Source organism: Hyphomicrobium sp. 2TAF46, assembly GCF_052114865.1.
In the GTDB taxonomy this organism is placed as follows: domain Bacteria; phylum Pseudomonadota; class Alphaproteobacteria; order Rhizobiales; family Hyphomicrobiaceae; genus Hyphomicrobium_B.
Window position 1 is genome coordinate 234,279 of sequence record NZ_JBFRFO010000002.1, and the last position, 20,767, is coordinate 255,045.

A 20,767-nucleotide genomic window follows, 5' to 3' on the forward strand; every position below is an offset into this window, starting at 1 on the left:
TCTTATAAGACAATCTTATAGTGGTTCCAAACTCACAAATGCGCCCAAACTAATTATCCGCTTGATCCAGTTCGGTGTTCTTGCCGTAATCCTTGAATTTCTCGACGACTTTTCGCATTTCGGCGTCGCTGAGTAAGTGCTCAGTGCCAGTACTCAGAAGTTTGTAATACTGCTCCGCGAGGACTTCCACTTCAATGGCAAGTTCGAGCGCGTAAGTGAGCGATCTGCCAAGCGCAATTTGACCGTGATTGGCCATGAGACAGGCGTCGCGATCCTTCAGTCCCGCAGCAACATGTCGCGCGAGTTCTTCCGTTCCGAATGTCGCGTAAGGCACGCACGGAATGTCTTTCCCGCCCGCGACCGCCACCATGTAATGAAACGCCGGAATGGATTTATGCGCGCAAGCGAGAACTGTCGCATGCGTCGAATGCGTGTGCACGACAGCGCTACGGTCCGGGCGTGCATGATACGCGGTAAGGTGAAAATGCCATTCGCTCGAGGGCTTTCCTTGCCCCCTCGGAACGCTGCCGTTCGCTGCGACGAAGACGATGTCTTCCGGCTCCGTCTCCTCGTAGCGCTTTCCGGATGGCGTGATGAGCATCCCATCCTTGAAACGGCACGAGACGTTGCCGGATCGCGCAGCCGTCAGCCCTGAACGGCTCATCGACAGCGCCGTTGCGATGATCTCTTTCCTCAGCGCTTTTTCGCTGACCCGTTTCACGCCCGTCACGCTGCTGCGCTCGTCTTCTCGGGGTAAAGCGACAGAAGCCCTTCGCGCGACGCCGGACAAATGCCACGCTCGGTAATGAACCCGGTCACGAGCCTTGCGGGCGTCACGTCGAAAGCCGGATTTCGAGCACGCGTTCCGTCCGCCGCGATGAGGACCGACCCGACATCGCCATTCGAAAGCTTGCCCTGCACCCGCAGAACTTCGTCCTCGCTCCGTTCTTCGATCGGAATGTCCGCGCCCTTATCCGTCCGCCAGTCGATGGTGGAATAGGGAAGCGCGACATAGAACGGCACGCCCGTATCCTTCGCCGCAAGCGCCTTGAGATACGTCCCGATCTTATTCGCGACATCGCCATTGGCCGTCACCCGGTCCGTCCCGACGATGACGAGATCGACATCGCCGCGCTGCATGAAATGACCGCCCGCGTTGTCGGCGATCAGACTATGCGGAACGCCGTGTTGCAGAAGCTCGAATGCGGTCAGTGCCGCGCCCTGATTGCGCGGCCGTGTTTCGTCGACCCAGACATGAACCGGAATGCCCGCGTCATGCGCCTGATAGATCGGCGAAGTCGCCGTTCCCCAGTCGACGCAGGCGAGCCACCCGGCGTTGCAATGGGTGAGAACGTTGACCGGGCGACCGCCGGCCTTCTCCGCAATGTCTCGGATCAGCTGAAGCCCGTTGACGCCGATCCGCCGGCACGTCTCGACATCTTCTTCCGCCAGTTCGCCGGCACGGGCATAAGCCGCTTCCGCGCGCGACCTTGGCGGAAGCGGAGCGAGCGTCGCCCGAAGATCTTCAAGAGCCCAGCGCAGATTGACGGCCGTCGGCCTTTGTTCGCCGAGAAACTTGACCGCGTGTTCAAGGTTCACGTCGGACGGATCGGCACGCATCGCGAGCGCCACGCCATAAGCCGCGGTCACGCCGATCAGCGGCGCGCCGCGCACTTGCATCGCTTTGATGGCGTGAGCAGCTTCCTCGACCGTCTTGAGCGTCAATCGCACGAGCTTATGCGGCAGCACCGTCTGATCTATGATGCCGGCCGACCACCCGTCGGCTTCGAGCCAGATCGTGCGCGAGGGAATCCCATCAAGCTTCATAGTTCTCCTCCGCCGATGATTTTGTGAACTCAATGATTTCCGTGGCGACCGCCGCCGCTTGCGTCTGCAGTAGCATATGCGCCGCCGGGAAGACGATCATACGCGCCCGTCCCTTTTCGCCGATGACTTTCTGCATGAGCGATTTGCGCACCAGCCAGTCGGAGCGTCCGTGCAGTGCCAGGATCGGACAGTTGAGCCGCATAAAGTCCGCCTCGACATCGACTTCCGCCACGGCGCGAAGCCGGGCGTTCCGCACCGGACGCGGCAGAGCCTGAACGATTTTCTCGACCTCGTCCCGAAGCTCCCCGTCGCCGTAGGGCCCCATGAGAATGGCATTCCTTATGTTTGGCGGCGTTGCGCGCGGGTCGACGCGGGTAGACCTGCGAATGAGCCAGCCCGGCCATGGGTTTTTGACGAACGACGCTGCGAGCACGATACCCTGCACTTGCGCTCCGAGTTGCGCCGCAATGAGCACAGCGACTGGTCCGGAGAACGATTCACCCAGCACGTAGACCGGCCGGCTACCGATTGCGTTACGAACCAACTCGACGTAGCCCGCATATCCAAGCGTCGGGTCAGGCGGATAGCGGACAACTGTCACCGTGAAATCGCGTGCGAGATATGGAACGACGCGATCGAACAGATCGCCCGTCCCATCGAGACCCGGCAGTAGCACGATCTCGGGCGCGTCATTCGCCATGCTCAATACGCTGCAGGACCAGCCAACGGAATATGAAGAGCGGTATCGAGGCCGCATCGCGCGCAGCGCAGCGCGTACCATTCCGAGTAGGGCCGCGCTGACCGGTCGATGATCTCGACACCGGATGCTCCGCAGACGGGGCACGGGAGCGCCGAGTCAGGATCGGTCCGCCAGGCGGCGATCCGATCCAGCGCATCTCTCAGATGTTCTTTCGGCAGGTCCAATGGGAACCCCTAATGCCCTCCGAACTCGACGAGTGCATGACGGGCAACACCGAGAGCCTCAAGCCGCTGCATGCCGCCGAGATCGGGAAGATCCACAATGAATGTTGCGCCGACGACGTTTCCACCCGAACGCTGAATGAGCTTCACGGCAGCCTCCACGGTGCCGCCTGTCGCAATCAGATCGTCGACGATGAGCACGCGCGAACCCGGCTCCACGGCGTCCTCATGAATCTCGATCACGTCGACGCCATACTCGAGCGAATATTCCTGTCCGATGGTCTTCCAAGGCAGCTTGCCCTTCTTCCGGATCGGAATGAACCCGCATTCGAGACGATCGGCGATGGCGCCGCCGAGGATAAAGCCTCGCGCTTCGATGCCGGCGACCGCGTCCACTTTGCCATCCTCGAACGGCTTCGCCATTCCCTTGATGGCCTTTTTGAGCCCAATGGGATCGGCGAGCAACGTGGTGATGTCCCGGAACATGATGCCGGGTTTGGGATAATCGGGGATCGTTCGAATAAGCTCTTCAAGACCGTCGAGGTTCTTCACGTGGCTCACTCCCGCCAAATTGACGGCGCAAAATAGCAATATCTCTTACTTCTAGGTAGTTTTAGAGCAACGCGCATGTGCTGAATGATTCTGCGCAGGCTTATGACACGCTCTTAAAGGACTTCGCGATGGCAGCCCAAGGCCCCTCCGCAACGGCCAGCCCCGATTTCGACCCCCTCTCGGATGATGGAGAGGACCTGCCGAGGACTTTTCGCCGCGAAAAGGAGGCCCGAGCCAGAGAGGCCCGTGAACGCGCGGCCCAGGAGCGTGCGGCGGCCCCGAGCTTGCCCATGGGAGCAGCGGAGCGCAGCTCTAGCCCGCGGCCACAGATCTACGCGACGGACGAACCGGACACCGGCAAAGATCCGGTTCCCGCTACGGTGCGCCGGTTCGATGTGCCTTTCGTCGATCTCGTCACCTTCTTTCTGAAGGCTGTAGTTGCGAGTATCCCGGCACTTTTCCTGCTCGGCGCAATCCTATGGGTGATGGGCGCGGCTTTGGAGGCGGTCTTTCCGGCGCTGATCAAGATGAAGATCCTGATCAGCTTCCCGAATTGAGCAACCCCACGGATTTCAGGGAAGAACGCGGCCCGCGACGGCCTTGAGCTTTTTGAGAAGCGCCGGATCGCGCGCTTCCGGCGGCGTGATGATCGCAACCTCCAGCGAGCGATCGGACCCGATGGGGCAAGCCGGATGCTCGCGCGGAAAATCACGCGCCAGCCGCGCAACGAGCCGCTGCGCCTTCTCGGTATTGTCCTTCATCACTTCGAGGATCGCCGCCACGTCGACGTCCCCGTGGTCGCTGTGCCAGCAGTCGTAATCGGTCACCATCGCAACGCTGGCGTAGCAGATCTCGGCCTCGCGAGCGAGTTTCGCCTCCGGCATGTTGGTCATGCCAATGACGTCGCAATCCCACGACCGGTAGAGATTGCTCTCCGCACGCGTCGAGAACTGCGGCCCTTCCATCGCCAGATAAGTGCCGCCGCTATGAACTTCGATCTTCTCGTGCTTGGCCGCCTTCTCGAGCGCCTTGAACAAGAGCGGACTGATCGGATCGCCCATCGCGACATGCGCGACGCAGCCGTTGCCGAAGAATGATTTCTCGCGCGCGAACGTCCGGTCGATGAACTGATCGGGCAGCACGAAGTCGCCGGGCTTGTACTTCTTCTTGAGCGATCCGCAAGCCGAGACCGAAACGAGATCGGTCACACCCGCCCGCTTCAACACGTCGATGTTCGCGCGATAGTCGATGCCGCTCGGCGACAACTTATGGCCGCGCCCGTGCCGTGGCAGAAAGCGAATGGGCAGCCCGTCGATGTCTGCGAACAGGACTTCGTCCGAAGGCGTCCCCCACGGGCTCTCAATCGCCTTCCATTCGGGATTGGCGAGACCCGGCAGATGATAAAAGCCGCTGCCGCCAACAATGCCTAGAACCGTAGCCGTCATGCTCACTGATCTCCCTGTCCCGCCCGTGGCGACAATTAAAAGAAAAAAAGCCTCGCAAGCGAGGCTTTCTCAGTTTGCAAATCGTCACAACCGCCAGGGTTAGTGCCAAGGTCAGTGCTTGATGTTGGCCCAGATGCGCTTTTTCCCCAGATAGAGAAGAGTGGTCGTGACGATCAGGAATAGCAGGACTTGCCATCCGATCCGCTTGCGCTGATCGAGCGACGGGTCGGCTGCCCATGACAGAAATGCGACAATGTCCCGAGAATAGTTGTCGACAGTTGGCGGCGTGCCGTCCTGGTAGGTAACGGCCCCGTCCGTCAGCGGCGGCGGCATGCCGATCTGATGGCCCGGGAAAGCCTTGTTATAATATTGGCCATCCATCAACTTGAAGTCAGCCGGCGGCTCGGAATAGCCGGTCAGAAGCGCATACACATAGTTGGCGCCGCCCTCCTGATAGGCGTTCACAATGTCGCCGAGCATCAGGAACGGATGGACGTACCAGCTCGCTTCCCGATGGCTGTCGCGCGCCCTCGCGATGAGCGAGAGATCGGGCGGAAGCGCACCGTTCTGAGCCGCACGAGCTTCTTTGTCGTTATGATAGGGACCGCGGATCGGGTCGGAGAGCAACGCCGGCCGCTCGAACATCTTGCCTTCGTCGTTCGGCCCGTCGGTGATCTGGTTCGGCCACGCCGCGGCGAGTGCCTTCACCGCGTCTTCCGGAAATTCCGGTCCGCCTGGCTGCACGAGATTGCGGAACGCCAGCCGCTTCAGGCCGTGACAGTTCGAACAGACTTCCTTGTAGACCTGGAAGCCGCGCTGAAGCTGCGCCTTGTCGAACTGCCCGGTGAAGCCGCCGAACGTCCACTTCTGCCGCTCGATCTCCTGATGGGCCGCTTCCTCGGCCGACACGCTGCCGATCGCAACGGTCGCGGCGAAGAGGGACATCAGGGTGAGAGAGAAACGCTTTTTCATGTCACTCTCCTCCTCAGCGCGCTTCAGGAGCGGCGTGCGCTCCGGTCGGCAAGCCCGCGCCACCGCTCTTGCTCAATACGTCTTCGGTAATCGAGCGAGGCAACCGCTTCGGCGTTTCGATGAGACCGACGACCGGCATCACCACGAGGAAGAACAGGAAGTAGCAGACCGTGAAGATCTGCGCCGCGGTGACGTAGACGCCTTCCGCCGGCTTGGAGCCGAGATAGCCCAGCGCCACGCACGTGAAGACGAAGAACCAGAAGAACCATTTGAAGATCGGCCGGTACTTCGCCGAGCGCACGCGCGACGTATCGAGCCAGGGCGCGAACGCGATGATGATCACGGCCGAGAACATCGCGATGACGCCGCAAAGCTTCGCGTACTGCCCGAGCGGAATGCCGAGGAACGAGTTCGTGAAGGCGCGCAGGATCGCGTAGAACGGCAAGAAGTACCATTCCGGCACGATGTGCGGCGGCGTCACCAGCGGGTTGGCTTCGACATAGTTGTCCGCATGCCCGAGGTAATCCGGGATGAAGAACGCGAACCACGCGAAGAGAATAAGGAAGGCGAAAATCCCGACGGCATCCTTCGCCGTCGCATAGGGATGCATCGGCACGGAGTCGGACGGCTGTTTGATATCGAGCCCGGTCGGATTGTTCTGTCCGGCAACGTGCAGCGCCCAGATGTGCAGACCGACGACTCCCGTCAGCACGAACGGCAGCAGGTAATGCAGCGCGAAGAAGCGATTGAGCGTCACGCCCGAGACCGCATAACCGCCCCACAGCCATTCGACGACCGCTGTGCCGAGCCCGTTATAGATCGTGTCGAGCGCGGAAAAGAGGTTGGTGATGACGGTCACGCCCCAGAAGCTCATCTGGCCCCACGGCAACGTGTAGCCCATGAACGCCGTCGCCATCATCAACAGCAGGATGATGACGCCGAGAATCCAAAGCACCTCGCGCGGCGCCTTGTACGAACCGTAGTAGAAGCCACGGAAGATATGGATGAAGACGGCGAAGAAGAACATCGACGCGCCGACGGCATGCAGGTTGCGCAGCATCCACCCGTAATTCACGTCGCGCCGGATGTGCTCGATGGAATTGAAGGCCGCAGCGTCGCTCGGCTGATAGTGCATGGCAAGAACGACGCCGGTCGCGATCTGCGCGATAAGGCAGACCGTCAAGATCCCGCCGAACGTCCAGAGATAGTTCAAGTTTCGCGGCGTCGGAAAATCGACAAAACTGTCGTTCATGAGCCGGGCGATGGGCAACCGCTCATCGAGCCATTTGCCCCAACGTGACGTCGGCACGTAACTAGAGGTCGAGCCTCCCATTTGTGCTCTCCCTCTTAACCGATTTTTATTTTTGTATCTGTTTCGAACGCGTAGGGCGGCACCTCGAGATTGCGCGGTGCGGGCCCCTTACGAATGCGTCCCGACGTATCGTACGTCGATCCGTGGCATGGGCAGAACCAGCCGCCGTACTCGCCGCGATCGTCACCCATGGACTGTCCCTTCGGGATGCAGCCGAGATGCGTGCAGATGCCGATGAGGACGATCCAGTTCTCATGGCCCTTGATGGTGCGATTGGCGTCGGTCCCAGGCTCGTCGCCTGGCAAGTTTTCGTTGCGCGCGTTGTCGTCCGGCAGCGTCTTGACGTCGACGTTCTCCGCCGCTTCGATTTCCTTCTTCGTGCGATTGCGGATGAAGATGGGCTTGCCGCGCCACATCGCTGTTAGCGCCTGACCTTCCTTGACTGGAGACAGATCGATCTCGACCGACGAAAGCGCCTTCGTGCTCGCGTCGGGATTCATTTGCTGAATGAAGGGCCAAAGAAGCGACGCGGCGCCGACAGCGGCGAACGCGTTACCAGCAACCACCAAGAAATCCCGGCGGTTCGGTTCTAGTGCGTCAGTAGTCACGGATGCCTCTCGCATTGGAAACCCGAGACGATGTGATGGCTTTTTGATCGTGTGAGGAAAATCCTCGCAGCCAAATGCCTATTTTTGTCTCTGGCTTGTTCGTTTCACTTCCCTGGGCATCGTTCTGACAGCCTTTGCTTCTGCTATCAATAACCACCGCGACATAAGGCGAGAGGCAATTTGGCGCATATTCCGTACTGGACATAGAACCCTCATTACCGCAGGTCCCGGCGACCATGCGACTCGCACTTTATCAGCCCGACATCGCGCAAAACACGGGCACGATTCTGCGCCTCTGTGCTTGCTTCGGCATCCCCGTGGACGTCATCGGGCCGGCGGGATTCGACATGAGCGACCGCGCGCTCAAACGGGCCGCGCTCGATTATTTGCCGCACGTCGAGATTGCGCGTCACGTGGGTTTCGACAGCTTCATGGCCGAGCGAAGCGCGGTCTCCAGTCCTTCCCCTGGCCGCCTCGTCCTGCTGACGACGAAGGCTTCAACGTCCCACTACGACTTCCGCTTCGCGCCGGATGACACTTTGATGCTCGGCCGCGAAAGCGCGGGCGTTCCGGATTCGGTCCACGACCGGGTCGATGCCCGCATCACGATCCCGATGCGGCCGGGATTGCGATCGCTGAATGTCGCCGTCGCCGCCGCCATTGTTCTCGGCGAAGCACTGCGCCAGACGAACGGATATCCTCACGCCTGACCGGCTCGCTGTCGCACACCTGACACGTGACTGCTGCATTCGTCACATGCCGCCTTCACGAATCACACCCATGCCGATCGAGACGTTTCTGGAAATCGCGGGCGCCGCATCGGCCCTGTTGCTGCTGGCGGGCTTGAGCGCCGGCCAACTGAACGGCGAATGGCGCATCTGGCCCGCGCCGCCTGCGGGCTCGCTCAAGAGCTTCGGCGTCTGGACGCTTTTCCGCACATTGAACGTCGTCGTGCTGGTCCTCGGCATCGAGCGCTTTTTGACGACGCTCAGCGGCCCGGCGCTCCCGCTTCGGGTTGCCCTTGCAGCTCTCTCGGCAATCGCCGGAGTGGCGTATATCAACGCGCTTTGGTCGCTCGGTCGGAAAGCAACCTATTGCCAGGCGAGTGGCCTGGCCACGGGCGGTATCTACCGCTGGACCCGAAATCCTCAGTACGCCACCGCCATAGCAGCGTTCGCGACGCTGGGACTTGCCGCCGCCGCCTGGGACGCGACCTTGCTCGCCGCGGCGCTTGTCGTTGTCTATGCGATGATGGCGATTGCCGAGGAACCTTGGCTCGAGGCGCGCTACGGCAGCGACTACCTCGCCTACAAAGCCGAGGTGCCGCGCTTCTTCAATTTTCGCCATGGCGTCGCGACGCTCACCGCCATCGCAGCGAAGAAAGAGCCGTCGCTCGTGCGAGGGCCAGGGCCCAAACGGTAGCGGGGAATTCTCCCCGCCGCCTATTCCGCCGCTTCGCGCGCCAGGAAGCCGCCGGACTGCCGCCGCCAGAGCTGCGCATAAAGCCCGCCGCGCTTCAGAAGGTCGGCGTGCGTGCCCTCCTCCACGATCCGCCCGTCTTCCATGACGACGAGACGATCCATCGCCGCGATCGTCGAAAGCCGATGGGCAATCGCGATCACCGTCTTGCCGCGCATAAGCCTTTCGAAACTCGACTGGATTTCCGATTCAACTTCGGAATCGAGCGCACTCGTCGCCTCGTCGAGAACCAGAATGGGAGCATTTTTCAGCAAAACGCGCGCGATCGCGATGCGCTGCCGCTGGCCGCCCGAAAGCTTCACGCCTCGCTCGCCCACATGCGCGTCGTAGCCGCGACGACCCTTCAGGTCCTCGAGCCCGAGAATGAACTCGTGCGCCTCGGCCTGCTTCGCCGCAGCGATCATTTCCGCTTCGCTCGCGTCGAGACGCCCATAGAGAATGTTGTCCCGGACCGAGCGGTGCAGAAGCGACGTGTCCTGCGTCACCATCCCAATCTCGGCACGAAGGCTGTCCTGCGTCACGCCCGCGATATCCTGGCCGTCGATGAGGATGCGCCCGCCTTCGAGGTCGTAGAAACGCAACAGCACGTTGACGAGCGTCGACTTGCCGGCGCCCGAACGGCCGACAAGACCCACCTTCTCGCCCGGACGAACTGTCAGCGACAACGATTCAATGACGCGCGGCGGTGCATCCGCCGAAGCCGCACGGCCCGCGCCATAATGGAAGTGGATGTGATCGAACCGGATCTCGCCCCGCGGAACCGTGAGCGGCTTCGCATCCTGAGCATCGACCAGGAGGTTCGGCCGCGAAATCGTCTCCATGCCCTCATGGACGACACCGATGTTCTCGAACACGTCCGCAATCGTCCACATCACCCATCCCGACATCGTCACGATGCGAATGACGAGACCCGCGACTACGGCGATGGCGCCGACGGAGACGTACTGCATCGTCCAAAGCCAGATCGCCATTCCGCACGTCGCGACGAGAAGGATGCCGTTCAGCACATAGAGAACGATTTCCATCGCCGTGATGAGCCGTAGCGAAGCCTGCCACTTCTCCATCTGCTCGGTCAGCGCCTCGCGCGCGTAGGCGTCCTCCCGCTCGGCGTGAGCGAAGAGCTTCACCGTCATGATGTTGGTGTAGCTGTCGACGATGCGGCCGACCAGCATCGAGCGCGCTTCCGAGGCTTCCGTCGAGCGTTGCTTGATGCGCGGCACGAAATAGCGAAGCGCGACGATATAGGCGGCGAGCCAGATGATGAGCGGTATCGTCAGCCTCCAGTCGGAGGCGGCGAAAAGCAGGGCCGACCCGACGAACTGCACGCTTGCGTACCAAAGGGCGTCGATCAGCTGCACCACGCTTTCACGCAGGGACGTTCCGGTCTGCATGATCTTGTTGGCGACGCGGCCTGCGAAATCGTTCTGAAAGAAACCGAGGCTCTGCCGCAGGACATAGCGGTGCGTCTGCCAGCGAATGCGTGATGTGCAGCCGGCTGAGATAATCTGATTTTTGACGAAGTCGTGCCCTGCAGAAACGACCGGCCGCAGAATAAGGGCCACGAATGCCATGAAGGCCAGCATCGTCGCGTGCGTGGAGACGAAATTCGCCGGATCGCTCTCCGTGCGCATCTTGTCGACGATCGTGCCGACGAACCCCATCAGCGCCACTTCGATCGTCGAGCCGAGGCAACCCGCGATCAGCAGAAGCACGAAATAGGGCCACAGAGGTTTGATAAAAAACCAATAGAATGCCCAAAGCGTATCCGGCGGCCGGACAATGGCCCGGTCGTCAAACGGCTTGATTTGGGTTTCCCCCCAACGCATGAGGCGGCTGAGCATGATGTTATCGCAAGCCAAAAAGCGGCGCATAATCGCAGATCGGAAGATCCGATGGGCGACGGCGACCGGATATTGAAAGTGGGTGCCCGTTAGGGCTAAGGGTCTTTTCCGTCAAAAACAAGACACGGTAGCCACTTCTAGATGAACGCATCCGATACGCCCCTGGGGCAAAAGAAAGCAGCCGCGCGCGCCTGGTTCGAGAAACTGCGCGACGACATTTGCGGTGCGTTCGAAAAGCTCGAAGCTTCGCTTCCGGAAACGGCGCCCCACGGCCAAGATGCGCCTGGCACGTTCACACGTACGCCCTGGTCACGCACAGATCACACCGGCGCTCCGGGCGGCGGTGGCGTCATGAGCATGATGAATGGCCGCGTCTTCGAAAAGGTCGGCGTGCATACATCGACTGTGCATGGTGAATTCGCGCCCGAATTCCGCAAACAAATTCCCGGAGCCGACGAAAGCCCCGAATTCTGGGCATCCGGCATCTCGTTGATCGCGCATCCGCGCAATCCCAACGTACCGGCAGTTCACATGAACACCCGCATGATCACCACGTCAAAATGGTGGTTCGGCGGCGGCGCCGACCTGACACCCGTGCTCGACAAGAGACGGACCGACACCGACGCAGATACGCTCGCGTTTCATGCGGCGATGTACGGCGCCTGCGCCGCACATCCGATTGTCGATTACAGCAAGCTCCGGACCTGGTGCGATGAATACTTCTACCTGCCGCACCGAAAAGAGAAGCGCGGCGTCGGTGGTATTTTCTACGATTACCTGACGCCGGCCGAAGCCGAAGGCGGCTGGGATGCAGCCTTTGCTTTCACGCAGGACGTCGGACGCGCCTTCGCGAGCGTCTATCCCATGCTCGTCAGAGGCAATTATACATTGGCGTACTCGGACGAGCAGCGCGATGAGCAATTGGTACGCCGCGGCCGCTACGTCGAATATAATCTTCTCTATGATCGTGGCACGATGTTCGGACTGAAAACCGGCGGCAACGTCGAAAGCATTCTTTCGTCGATGCCGCCATTGGTGAAGTGGCCCTGACCCCCTCAGAATGATCACGGAGCGAGATCGCGGGTGAAAATTCCCTAGTTCACCCGCATTGCTTGCGCAGCCGGTCGACGTTTCTGAAAGAACGTCATTTTCCTTCCCGGACAGGTTGTGGCCATTTCGCCATCCCCGGGCGCCCCTGTTGCGCCCGCATGGTCGCGGCCGTATACGCTCGCGCGGGCCACCGTATAACCTCATGATAGCCTAATCCCCGGACTTATAGCCGTGAGGAGCAAGTAGCGGTGTGCGTGGGTTTCGCGTCATGAGGTCCGCAGCGGAGGCCTTCGGGAGCGCGGCAGAATGAAACGGCTCATCTGCTCCCTCGACGGTACCTGGAACGACGATGACGGCGCGTCTCCGCTGACGAACGTCGCCAAACTCAACCGCGCCATTCCCTTAGAAGACCCTCACGGCACCCGCCAGCTTGTCCGCTACGTTGTCGGCATCGCAACCTCACAAAACCAGGGGTGGTCTTTTCTGAAAGGCGCACTCGGCTTTGAGATCGGCGATCGGATCAAGGCGGGCTATCGATTTCTGAGCAACGCCTACGAACCTGGCGACGAGATCTACCTCTTTGGCTTTTCCCGGGGCGCTTACGAAGCCCGCAGCCTCGCGAGCTTCATCACTCTTTTTGGCCTCGCTCGTAAAGACGGTGACTTCTCAATCGACGAAGCCTGGGCGATCTATCGCCAGCCCGAGCACAAACGCGATTTCAACGCCGTCGCCAAAATCAGTGCATCTTGCCATTATCCTGTTCGTATCCGCTGCCTCGGCGTCTGGGATACCGTCGGCAATATCGGCAATCCCTTCTGGTCGTCGGCGTGGCTCAGCCGCAGATTCGGCTACCACGACATGCGAATGCACGACACCATCGACGTCGCGCTGCATGCCCTTTCGATCGACGAGACACGAAGCCCGTTTCGCCCGTCGCTCTTCAGCTATCCCGACGATACCCAATTGCCGGCGCACCAGCACGTCGAGCAGACTTGGTTCGCCGGAACACATGCCGATGTCGGCGGCGGTTGGCCCGAAACGGCTCTCTCGGATATCGCGCTGCTCTGGATGGCCGAACGCATCCTGGCGACGACGGACCTCGCGATCGACATCGAGAAATTGAAGCGCGAGAGCAGCCCCGATCATCTCGGGCTCCAGCATTATTCCTTGAACGGCTGGATCTATGCCTTCAGCCGCATCGTGCCTTACGTGCGTCTCATCCGGCAGGGTTTGGAAAGTCATGTCCCGTCTCGAAGCTGGAGAACGAGCAAACTCGGCCATGGCCTCACATCTCTCAACGAGACAATTCACCAGAGCGCGCTCATGCGCCTCGGCCAGACCGTCAAGGAAGCACGCGCCAAGGTCGTTCAGGATATCGTGTACGAACCACCGACGCTCGTCAACGTAGCGAACGCCGCCATCCCGTTAGCTCCCACGCCCTTGCCCGCAGTGCGCCGCCGTCAACTCCAATCGCCGCTCAACACGCTGATACCTGCGGCGCCGGCCATTCCTGCTGCCGACGATATCGCGGCCGAAGCCATCGGCGAACCTCCGGCATCGCCACCGCCACCCGACCCCGAAAATCCGGCCGCCGAAATTCTTCAAGCCGAGACGATGCAAACAGAAAAACACGCCACCGCCAAGAACGGTGCGGCGAACGACCTTCGAGAAGGTGTCGATATGCCTGAAACGAATTCCGCTCTCAAAGCCCGCGACCCGGTGATTCCGGCTGAAAGTGACATGCCGGCAGTCGAAATTGCACCCGCGAAAATTAAAATCGTAACCGTTCACGGCACCGGAGCAGGCGTTCCCGACGATGTCGGTCAATCATGGTGGCAGAAGGACAGTGCATTCCAGAAGAAGACGGCGGAGATCGTCGAACTCGCGGGCGACGGCATCGAGGTCGTTCCGTTCCATTGGGGTGCTGGGCCAAACAGCGAAACGATGAGGCGCGCAGCGGGTGCGAAGCTCTACGAGCAGCTTCGCGGATATGATGAAGCGGGCATCGACTACTACGTCATCGGCCACAGTCACGGCGGTTCGGTGATCTACGATGCATTGCTGCGCTCAGCTGCAAAAGCCGCGCCTTTGGAACGGTTGAAATCGTGGCTCACCGTCGGGACGCCTTTTCTCGACTTCAAGCCGAGCTGGCTGCTGTTCAACCGCCTAAACATCTGGGGACAGGTCGTCTACGTAACCGGCATCGGAATTCTGTTGCTGGCGATCGGCATCCTCACATCGAGATATCTCGATCTTCCGTTCGCGCAGACGGTTTCAGCGTCTCTAGGCGACAAGGCCTTCGCCAATTTTTACTACCCGATGCTCAGCTTCTTCTTTGGCTACGCTATCATGTGTTTCGGAATTCTCACGGTCATCGAGAGACTGACGAAACGCTGGTATTCGGATCGCGACAAAACGGCCGCTCGGGACCTTTACGAAAAGAAATGGGTCGGCCTGTGGCACCATGACGACGAGGCGATCAGTGCGCTGGCGAACGTGCGAGCGCTGCATCGGGCAATCATTCCATCGAATTTTCTTGTGCCCGTTTTCTCGCTCATTCCCCTCCTGATTACGATCTTCGGACTGGGGTATGCCTTCTTCTATCTGGTCCATTCGTGGAACCCCGATACGCAATGGCTCAAAGATATCTTTGCCAAGCTGGCGACCGTCGACGCCGATCCCAAGAAAGATTGGACACTGCAATCGCTCTTCTCGACGATCTCGGCCTTGGCGACGTCCATCACATTCATCATGGGACCGATAATCGGCATCTATCTTCTGATAACGACGGTCGGCATCGGTCTCTTCCGCGGCTTCGCGCACCTCATCGGTATCCCGCTGGCGAAAGCCATCGATCGCCTCGTCTGGGATTCCGTGCGGCAGGAGACCTGGGGCAACGACCGCCGAGGGGAATCCGTGCGATCCGTTTCTCCGACCCCGCCTTTGTTCTCACCGCGTTATGTACCGCTGCCCGATGCAGTCGCTTCAAAGATTGCGAGATATAGCGAGATGCACGCGACCGAGACGTTGCGGAAAGCACGGGAACTCTTGGGCATGACGGCAACGGCCACTGCCGTGGGCGATGTCGGCCGTGATCTCTCGCAGCAGCTCTCGTGGAGAGAGTTGATCCACACATCCTACTTCGAGATCGACGAATTCATCGCGTTGCTCGCCGCGGCCCTCCGCCGTAACGGACTGAGCGCTGCTAAAGCCGCAAAGATCGCTGAAGCGATAAGCGACGACATGGCTGAAGAATGGCTGCGAGATATTTCCGCCGTTCCCGGGCCCCTGCCGGCCGACGAAGTCCGTTCGAGATCCTGACGCATCGAAAAATGTTGGAACCGTTGCCCACCTCTTAGACGGCTCTTAGGCAGCAGCGCCGGATCGCCGCAGTTGAATGGAAACATAGTCGTGCCAAATGTTCGAGAGGTTGGTACTACCAGACATTCGCCCTTCCTCGGCAAATCCGGACATCCCCCACATGGCATCACTCTTCGACCCGCTCCAAGCCGGCGCGTTCTCGCTGAAGAATCGTGTTGTGCTCGCCCCATTGACCCGCTGCCGCGCCAGCGCCGGACGCGTGCCCAACGATCTCATGCGCGAATATTATGTGCAGCGTGCATCCGCCGGCCTGCTGCTCACGGAAGCGACGTCCGTTACGCCGATGGGCGTTGGCTATCCCGACACGCCAGGCATCTGGTCGGATGAGCAGGTCGCGGGCTGGAAGCGCATCACCGATGCCGTTCACGCCGCCGGCGGCACCATTCTTCTGCAGCTCTGGCACGTCGGACGCATCTCCGATCCCGTCTATCTCGACGGCGAATTGCCCGTCGCGCCGAGCGCCATCGCCGCCAAGGGCCACGTGAGCCTCGTGCGTCCAATGCGCGATTACGTCGTGCCGCGTGCGCTCGACATCAGCGAAATCCCCGGCATCGTCGCCGACTATCGCCGTGGCGCCGAAAATGCCAAGCGCGCCGGTTTCGACGGCGTCGAAGTGCATGGCGCCAACGGCTATCTGCTCGATCAATTCCTACAGGATTCGACCAACCATCGAACCGATGCCTACGGCGGCCCGATCGAAAATCGCGCACGCTTGATGCTTGAAGTTGTCGACGCCTGCATTGCGGTTTGGGGCGCGGATCGCGTCGGACTGCACCTCGCACCGCGCGGCGATTCACACTCGATGGGCGATAGCGACCGCCTCGCAACCTTCAGCTACGTCGCACGCGAAGTTGGTAAGCGGAAAATCGCCTTCATCTTCACGCGCGAACATGAAGGTCCCGATTGGATCAGCCCGGAACTCAAGAAGGCTTTCGGCGGCGTGTTCATTGTCAACGAGAAGTTCACGAAGGAATCGGCTGAGGCGGTCATCAAATCCGGCACCGCAGACGCCGTCAGCTTCGGCAAGCAGTTCATCGCCAATCCAGACTTGCCGAAACGGCTGGAACTGAACGCACCGCTGAACCCGCCTGATCCCTCGGCGTTCTACGGCGGCACCGCCAAGGGATATACCGATTACCCGGCCCTCGCGCCGGAAGAAGTCTGAAGCCGGACCACGACACGAGGCGGCGCCGGGCTCAACGCTCGGCGCGCCCTCGTGTTGAAACGCTGTCGAAGGCCGCCGCAAATTCGACCGAACCCGGCTTCGAAATGGCAAATGTCATCCGCCGGTCGAGTTCGGCTTGCAGCTGCGATCCGCTGAGGCCAACGACCATTTTGTTGATGTAGTACGCGCGCCTTGCGAAGAAATTCGGCGTCGGCGCTTCCGATCCGGGCGACTGCATCATCTCGAGGCCCGTCATCGGCCCCGCCAGGTTCATCAGTTCGAGCTCGGCGCCGGAAAGCGAATACCGGCCCTGTTTCTGCGCTGTATCCTGCAGTGTCTTGAGCTTCATTGCTTGCAGCATCGGCCCGACGTCGGCGTCGATATTGAGCGTGTGAATGCCCATACCCTCGCGCGTCTTCGCGTAGGCCTGCTGCACGGTCCATTCGAACGGCTGATGCTTGACGTTGGCGTACATCTTCTTCAGCACCGCCAGCTTGCGTTTGAGCAGCGCCGTTCGCTCGGGCGTGTTGCCCGAATCGCGGAGTTTCGCAGAAATGCGCGAAATGAAAGCCGGACCGCTCCGCGCCAGTTCATTGATCGAGTTGGCATCGAGAAGCTGCGCATAGCCGAGCGCGCTCGAAATCGCCCGGCCGGTCTTCTTCGTCGGATGAATTCCAGATTGCATATCGTAAGTGCCGACACCGCCCGTCTCGAGCGCGTAAACTCTGACGACCTGCTCCTTCGAAAGACCAAGCGCCGCCGCTTCCTTCGCATAGCGAAGCTTGAATTCTTTCTCGGACACGCGTTCCGGAACGAAATTGTAAACGCTCTTCGCCGCAGCGAGGTAATCCGGGATCGTCGCAAGTTCTTTCGGCTGCGTGGGATCGCTCTGCCTCTGCACCGTGAGGAACCGTTCGTATTTCGCGGCGAGTTCGCCCGAAAGCGCCGGCCCCTGATACGCGGGCGGAAAGCTCATCACGTAATCGCTGGCGCTGAACGGAATTTTCTGAGACCGCTTCCGTTTGCGCACCTCGCGCTTGCCGTCGACCGCCGCCCAGTATTGGTCGAGTTGCGCCTCGAAAATGCGACGCGCGGCTTTCCACTCCTGAAACTGGTCCACCTCGTTACTGGAAAGGGAGGCGAGAAAATCCGCGGTCGATTGCGCCTGCGCTTCTCTCGAAGGGACGAAAAACAGCACCGCCAGAGCCATCATGCAGAGGCCCAGCACGCGCAACGGTGATGTCGTCACTAGGTAGGCCACGCTAAGCCCCGCTTGCCTGGTATCTAGTTTTTCAACGAGACGCAGTTTGAAATCACGAAAAGAAGGTACCGTGATTCATTGGAGCCCGGCCATCCGATCGCATCATCCTTCAAATTCCATTACGCTTGAACAATGAACCAGTTTTCTGCCCCCAATATGACCGATATGAACATACCGGAACTCGATGCCACAACGTTCGAGGCATTGGCACGATCGCGCCTTCTCGCGGCCCCGCCGGAGGTCGACGAGCCGCACGCACCCGGCGACGACGACCTCAACCCCGGGAGCACGCGGCCGCGGACGGACCTCCGCCACGCCGCCGTACTCGTGCCGGTCATCGCACGATCGCCCCTGACGGTCCTCTTGACCGCGCGAACGGATCATTTGCCGTCGCACGCCGGTCAGATCGCCTTTCCAGGCGGGAAGGTCGAATCTGACGACGCCGGCCCACTTGCTGCTGCACTGCGGGAAACCCGGGAAGAAATCGCGCTTGATAAATCCTTCATAGAGCCCGTTGGCTTCCTGCCGCCGTACCGCACTGGCACAGGCTACGTCATCACGCCGACGGTCGGGCTCGTCCGGACGGGCTTTGACCTCACCGCCGACCCACAAGAAGTCGCCGCCGTCTTTGAAGTTCCTTTCGCTTTTTTGATGAACGAAGCTAATCATCAGATCCACAGCCGTGTCTTCGGCGGTGTCGAGCGTCACTTCTATGCGATGCCCTACGGAGAGCGCTATATTTGGGGCGCGACGGCGGGCATCATTCGCACGCTCTACCGGAGACTGTTCACGGCATGATCCGAATTGTCATAGAAAATATATTTTTCTTCCTCTTGCCGACGCTCGTTTACATCATGTGGGTCGCGTTCAAGGAAGACGAATGGGCAGGCTTGCCGTCGATCGTCGCGCGGGCACCCCTGTTTCGCCTGTTCTTCGCAGGTGCAGCGTTGATGCTCGGAACGCTCGTCGCGTTCTCCTCCCGCTCTCACAACAACCCACGCGATGTTTACGTGCCGGCCTCGATGGAGGATGGGAAGCTCGCGCCCGCCCATAGCGTCCATGTTCCGGAGCCGGACGAACCGCAAACGGCGAAGCCGTAATCCATGATGGATACCGCAATCAAATGGCCGCGCGTGAATGCCGACTGGCTACACGCTCCCGCCCTCGAAAAGGTGTTCGCTGCGCTGGCCAAAGGCGGCGCGACGACGCGAGTCGTCGGTGGCGCCGTGCGCAACACACTGATCGATCGCCCGGTCACTGAAATCGATATCGCCACGACGGCGCTTCCCGATGAGACCGCGCGCCTCGCTCGCGCCGCTGGCCTCGGTGCCCATCCGACGGGCATCGATCACGGCACCATAACAGTCGTCGCGGACGGACAGCCCTATGAGGTCACGACGCTGCGCCGCGACGTCGAAACCGATGGCCGGCACGCGGTCGTTGCCTTCACCGGCGATTGGAAGGAAGACGCCTCGCGCCGCGACTTCACGATCAACGCGCTCTACTGCGATCCCGACGGAACTCTCTACGATCCGGTCGGCGGCCTCGACGATTTGCGCAAGCGCCACGTCCGTTTCATCGGCGATGCGAAACAGCGAATACGCGAGGATTTCCTTCGCATTCTGCGCTTTTTCCGCTTCAGTGCCCAATACGGCAATGGCCAGATCGATCCCACGGGCCTCGCAGCTGCGGAAGAATTGAAGGATGGCATCATCCTTCTCTCCGCCGAACGTGTTCGTGCCGAAATGCTGAAACTTCTCGCCGCGCCGAACGCTCCGGAAGTTCTCGCAGTCATGTACAAAGCTGGCATCGTGCAACTCGCAATTCGCACGCTCATCGAGCCGGATCGTTTCGCGCGTCTCTCCGCGATTGAGACCGCCCTCGGCGAAACGCCCGATCCGATAACACGCCTCGCCGCGCTCGCAGTCATTCATCCCGGCGACGAAACCTTTCTCGCCGAACAGCTGAAGCTCTCGAACGCAGAGGCTTCTCGCATCGCAACCGTTTTCGCGAGCGAACCCGGCATCGATCCGGAGACGTCCGAAGCGGTGGGCCGTGCCGCCCTTTACAAACTCGGCCCGGAAAACTTCAAGCGCGCGGTTCTCCTTGCCTGGGCGCGCTCCGAAGCTCCGCCCAGTTCGCAAAACTGGCGCGCAAGGGCGCTGCTGCCGGATCGTTGGACCGCCCCCAAATTGCCCGTCTCGGGCAGTGACGTGATCGCGCTCGGCATCGCGCCGGGCCCCGCCATCGGTAACGTGCTTCAGGCTTTCGAAAATTGGTGGATAGGGAATAATTTCCCCTCTGATGCCGAACTGCAGCGCAACGTGCTCAAAGATCTGGCGGCGAAGTCACTTGCATAGCTATCCATCAAATTTCACTTCACCTCGGCTTTTGCTCAAGCTAAGTTCCCGCCCGTCGCCGGGTCAGCATTTTGTATTGCGTTGAGGAAAACCCTTGATGGACACCATCAGTCGCGAACGTGAGCGTTCGTTGAAGTTCGTCCAAGTTGTCTTCGCCGTACTCGCCCTTCTCAGCCTCATCTCAGCACTCGCCGTTTCGACTCGCGGAGTCGATCTCGGGTTGCCTGAATCATCGACATATCCGATCGCGCTGGCCTTTCTTCTCGTCGGCGCTGTCGACACGGCTCTGTTGTTCGCCTGGGAACGCATCTCCCAAAGAACAGAACTCTGAAATCGGGAATCGCCGCTGAGCGAGCGCGAAGTCCCCGTCCTACCGGCCCCGTTTTGGCGGCCGGTTCCGCACTGTGCGGATTAAGCCAAGGTGCAGCCGAAGCACGGTGTCTGGAATAAATTTCATCCGCGGGTCTTGGTAAATCCTGGGGAGCACCTATTTGCTGGCGAGCGCATTGAAGCTGCCGCAGGCTGTCGTCACACGCCTGTAACATGAATCCGGTCCTACGTTTTACATGAAAGCTAAGTCGCTTTGATGGGAA

21 protein-coding genes are annotated in these 20,767 nt (G+C 60.4%); 10 read left to right on the forward strand and 11 right to left on the reverse strand.

Features of this window, described 5'->3' with window-relative positions; translation table 11 throughout:
• Positions 1–49: 49 nt before the first annotated feature.
• The 5 genes from AB4Z24_RS04980 to AB4Z24_RS05000 are packed head-to-tail and all read right to left on the reverse strand — an operon-like array spanning position 50 to position 3,300.
• Entirely contained in the window at positions 50–721 is a 672-nt protein-coding gene (locus AB4Z24_RS04980; RefSeq protein WP_441706812.1) for a class II aldolase/adducin family protein, read from the reverse strand.
• Between the two features lie 5 nt (positions 722–726).
• Positions 727–1,827 carry an S-methyl-5-thioribose-1-phosphate isomerase gene (gene mtnA, locus AB4Z24_RS04985; RefSeq protein ID WP_441706293.1) on the reverse strand — a complete coding sequence of 367 codons (1,101 nt, stop codon included), beginning with the start codon at positions 1,825–1,827 and terminating at the stop codon, positions 727–729.
• Entirely contained in the window at positions 1,817–2,527 is a 711-nt protein-coding gene (locus AB4Z24_RS04990; RefSeq protein WP_441706294.1) for an alpha/beta fold hydrolase, read from the reverse strand. The genes mtnA and AB4Z24_RS04990 overlap by 11 nt, the downstream gene beginning before the upstream one ends.
• Before the next feature lie 2 nt (positions 2,528–2,529).
• Entirely contained in the window at positions 2,530–2,751 is a 222-nt protein-coding gene (locus AB4Z24_RS04995) for a hypothetical protein (protein ID WP_441706295.1), read from the reverse strand.
• A 9-nt stretch (positions 2,752–2,760) separates the two neighbouring features.
• The gene (locus AB4Z24_RS05000; RefSeq protein ID WP_441706296.1) at positions 2,761–3,300 is read right to left on the reverse strand and encodes an adenine phosphoribosyltransferase; all 540 of its coding nucleotides are present in this window, start codon (positions 3,298–3,300) and stop codon (positions 2,761–2,763) included.
• Positions 3,301–3,590: 290 nt separating this feature from the next.
• Between AB4Z24_RS05000 and AB4Z24_RS05005 the strand changes: the two genes are divergently transcribed.
• Positions 3,591–3,857: a hypothetical protein gene (locus tag AB4Z24_RS05005; RefSeq protein ID WP_441706297.1), complete on the forward strand. Its 267-nt coding sequence runs from the start codon at positions 3,591–3,593 to the stop codon at positions 3,855–3,857.
• Between the two features lie 15 nt (positions 3,858–3,872).
• On the opposite strand, the gene AB4Z24_RS05010 is transcribed toward AB4Z24_RS05005, so the two are convergent.
• From AB4Z24_RS05010 to petA, 4 genes are all read right to left on the reverse strand, one after another.
• Positions 3,873–4,745 carry an S-methyl-5'-thioadenosine phosphorylase gene (locus tag AB4Z24_RS05010; protein ID WP_441706298.1) on the reverse strand — a complete coding sequence of 291 codons (873 nt, stop codon included), beginning with the start codon at positions 4,743–4,745 and terminating at the stop codon, positions 3,873–3,875.
• A 111-nt stretch (positions 4,746–4,856) separates the two neighbouring features.
• Entirely contained in the window at positions 4,857–5,717 is an 861-nt protein-coding gene (locus AB4Z24_RS05015) for a cytochrome c1 (protein ID WP_441706299.1), read from the reverse strand.
• A 13-nt stretch (positions 5,718–5,730) separates the two neighbouring features.
• A complete protein-coding gene (locus tag AB4Z24_RS05020) occupies positions 5,731–7,050 on the reverse strand; it encodes a cytochrome b (protein WP_441706300.1) in 1,320 nt (439 codons plus the stop codon).
• Between the two features lie 14 nt (positions 7,051–7,064).
• Positions 7,065–7,652 (reverse strand): ubiquinol-cytochrome c reductase iron-sulfur subunit, encoded by a 588-nt coding sequence (gene petA / locus AB4Z24_RS05025; RefSeq protein WP_441706301.1) that lies wholly within the window; start codon positions 7,650–7,652, stop codon positions 7,065–7,067.
• A 221-nt stretch (positions 7,653–7,873) separates the two neighbouring features.
• On the opposite strand from petA, the gene AB4Z24_RS05030 reads away from it, so the two are divergent.
• Positions 7,874–8,347 carry a tRNA (cytidine(34)-2'-O)-methyltransferase gene (locus tag AB4Z24_RS05030; RefSeq protein ID WP_441706302.1) on the forward strand — a complete coding sequence of 158 codons (474 nt, stop codon included), beginning with the start codon at positions 7,874–7,876 and terminating at the stop codon, positions 8,345–8,347.
• A gap of 70 nt (positions 8,348–8,417) precedes the next feature.
• Entirely contained in the window at positions 8,418–9,059 is a 642-nt protein-coding gene (locus AB4Z24_RS05035; protein ID WP_441706303.1) for a methyltransferase family protein, read from the forward strand.
• A gap of 20 nt (positions 9,060–9,079) precedes the next feature.
• Here the strand turns inward: AB4Z24_RS05035 and AB4Z24_RS05040 are convergent, their stop codons facing one another.
• A complete protein-coding gene (locus AB4Z24_RS05040; RefSeq protein WP_441706304.1) occupies positions 9,080–10,957 on the reverse strand; it encodes an ABC transporter ATP-binding protein in 1,878 nt (625 codons plus the stop codon).
• Positions 10,958–11,098: 141 nt separating this feature from the next.
• Here AB4Z24_RS05040 and hemF point away from each other — a divergent pair, with 141 nt between their 5' ends.
• The 3 genes from hemF to AB4Z24_RS05055 all read left to right on the forward strand — a co-directional run bounded on the left by hemF (position 11,099) and on the right by AB4Z24_RS05055 (position 16,553).
• Complete coding sequence (hemF, locus tag AB4Z24_RS05045; protein ID WP_441706305.1) at positions 11,099–12,007, forward strand: oxygen-dependent coproporphyrinogen oxidase; 909 nt, start codon at positions 11,099–11,101, stop codon at positions 12,005–12,007.
• 306 nt (positions 12,008–12,313) lie between these two features.
• The gene (locus AB4Z24_RS05050; protein ID WP_441706306.1) at positions 12,314–15,328 is read left to right on the forward strand and encodes a phospholipase effector Tle1 domain-containing protein; all 3,015 of its coding nucleotides are present in this window, start codon (positions 12,314–12,316) and stop codon (positions 15,326–15,328) included.
• A gap of 160 nt (positions 15,329–15,488) precedes the next feature.
• On the forward strand, positions 15,489–16,553 hold the full coding sequence (locus AB4Z24_RS05055) for an alkene reductase (protein ID WP_441706307.1): 1,065 nt from the start codon (positions 15,489–15,491) through the stop codon (positions 16,551–16,553).
• A gap of 31 nt (positions 16,554–16,584) precedes the next feature.
• Here the strand turns inward: AB4Z24_RS05055 and AB4Z24_RS05060 are convergent, their stop codons facing one another.
• Complete coding sequence (locus AB4Z24_RS05060; protein ID WP_441706308.1) at positions 16,585–17,814, reverse strand: hypothetical protein; 1,230 nt, start codon at positions 17,812–17,814, stop codon at positions 16,585–16,587.
• Between the two features lie 132 nt (positions 17,815–17,946).
• Between AB4Z24_RS05060 and AB4Z24_RS05065 the strand changes: the two genes are divergently transcribed.
• The 4 genes from AB4Z24_RS05065 to AB4Z24_RS05080 all read left to right on the forward strand — a co-directional run bounded on the left by AB4Z24_RS05065 (position 17,947) and on the right by AB4Z24_RS05080 (position 20,505).
• Positions 17,947–18,612, forward strand: coding sequence for a CoA pyrophosphatase (locus tag AB4Z24_RS05065; protein WP_441706309.1), 666 nt, complete (start codon positions 17,947–17,949; stop codon positions 18,610–18,612).
• Positions 18,609–18,914, forward strand: a complete 306-nt coding sequence (locus AB4Z24_RS05070) for a DUF6111 family protein (protein ID WP_441706310.1) — start codon at positions 18,609–18,611, stop codon at positions 18,912–18,914. The genes AB4Z24_RS05065 and AB4Z24_RS05070 overlap by 4 nt, the downstream gene beginning before the upstream one ends.
• A gap of 3 nt (positions 18,915–18,917) precedes the next feature.
• On the forward strand, positions 18,918–20,174 hold the full coding sequence (locus tag AB4Z24_RS05075; protein WP_441706311.1) for a CCA tRNA nucleotidyltransferase: 1,257 nt from the start codon (positions 18,918–18,920) through the stop codon (positions 20,172–20,174).
• 97 nt (positions 20,175–20,271) lie between these two features.
• Positions 20,272–20,505, forward strand: coding sequence for a hypothetical protein (locus AB4Z24_RS05080; protein WP_441706312.1), 234 nt, complete (start codon positions 20,272–20,274; stop codon positions 20,503–20,505).
• Positions 20,506–20,767 lie beyond the last annotated feature (262 nt).

Coding starts and splice junctions, on each gene's coding strand:
- mtnA (WP_441706293.1), bottom strand. CDS start 1,827: ATGAAGCTTGATGGGATTCCCTCGCGCACGATCTGGCTCGAAGCCGAC.
- AB4Z24_RS04990 (WP_441706294.1), bottom strand. CDS start 2,527: ATGGCGAATGACGCGCCCGAGATCGTGCTACTGCCGGGTCTCGATGGG.
- AB4Z24_RS05005 (WP_441706297.1), top strand. CDS start 3,591: ATGGGAGCAGCGGAGCGCAGCTCTAGCCCGCGGCCACAGATCTACGCG.
- AB4Z24_RS05010 (WP_441706298.1), bottom strand. CDS start 4,745: ATGACGGCTACGGTTCTAGGCATTGTTGGCGGCAGCGGCTTTTATCAT.
- AB4Z24_RS05015 (WP_441706299.1), bottom strand. CDS start 5,717: ATGAAAAAGCGTTTCTCTCTCACCCTGATGTCCCTCTTCGCCGCGACC.
- AB4Z24_RS05020 (WP_441706300.1), bottom strand. CDS start 7,050: ATGGGAGGCTCGACCTCTAGTTACGTGCCGACGTCACGTTGGGGCAAA.
- petA (WP_441706301.1), bottom strand. CDS start 7,652: ATGCGAGAGGCATCCGTGACTACTGACGCACTAGAACCGAACCGCCGG.
- AB4Z24_RS05030 (WP_441706302.1), top strand. CDS start 7,874: ATGCGACTCGCACTTTATCAGCCCGACATCGCGCAAAACACGGGCACG.
- AB4Z24_RS05035 (WP_441706303.1), top strand. CDS start 8,418: ATGCCGATCGAGACGTTTCTGGAAATCGCGGGCGCCGCATCGGCCCTG.
- AB4Z24_RS05040 (WP_441706304.1), bottom strand. CDS start 10,957: ATGCTCAGCCGCCTCATGCGTTGGGGGGAAACCCAAATCAAGCCGTTT.
- hemF (WP_441706305.1), top strand. CDS start 11,099: ATGAACGCATCCGATACGCCCCTGGGGCAAAAGAAAGCAGCCGCGCGC.
- AB4Z24_RS05050 (WP_441706306.1), top strand. CDS start 12,314: ATGAAACGGCTCATCTGCTCCCTCGACGGTACCTGGAACGACGATGAC.
- AB4Z24_RS05055 (WP_441706307.1), top strand. CDS start 15,489: ATGGCATCACTCTTCGACCCGCTCCAAGCCGGCGCGTTCTCGCTGAAG.
- AB4Z24_RS05065 (WP_441706309.1), top strand. CDS start 17,947: ATGAACCAGTTTTCTGCCCCCAATATGACCGATATGAACATACCGGAA.
- AB4Z24_RS05070 (WP_441706310.1), top strand. CDS start 18,609: ATGATCCGAATTGTCATAGAAAATATATTTTTCTTCCTCTTGCCGACG.
- AB4Z24_RS05075 (WP_441706311.1), top strand. CDS start 18,918: ATGATGGATACCGCAATCAAATGGCCGCGCGTGAATGCCGACTGGCTA.
- AB4Z24_RS05080 (WP_441706312.1), top strand. CDS start 20,272: ATGGACACCATCAGTCGCGAACGTGAGCGTTCGTTGAAGTTCGTCCAA.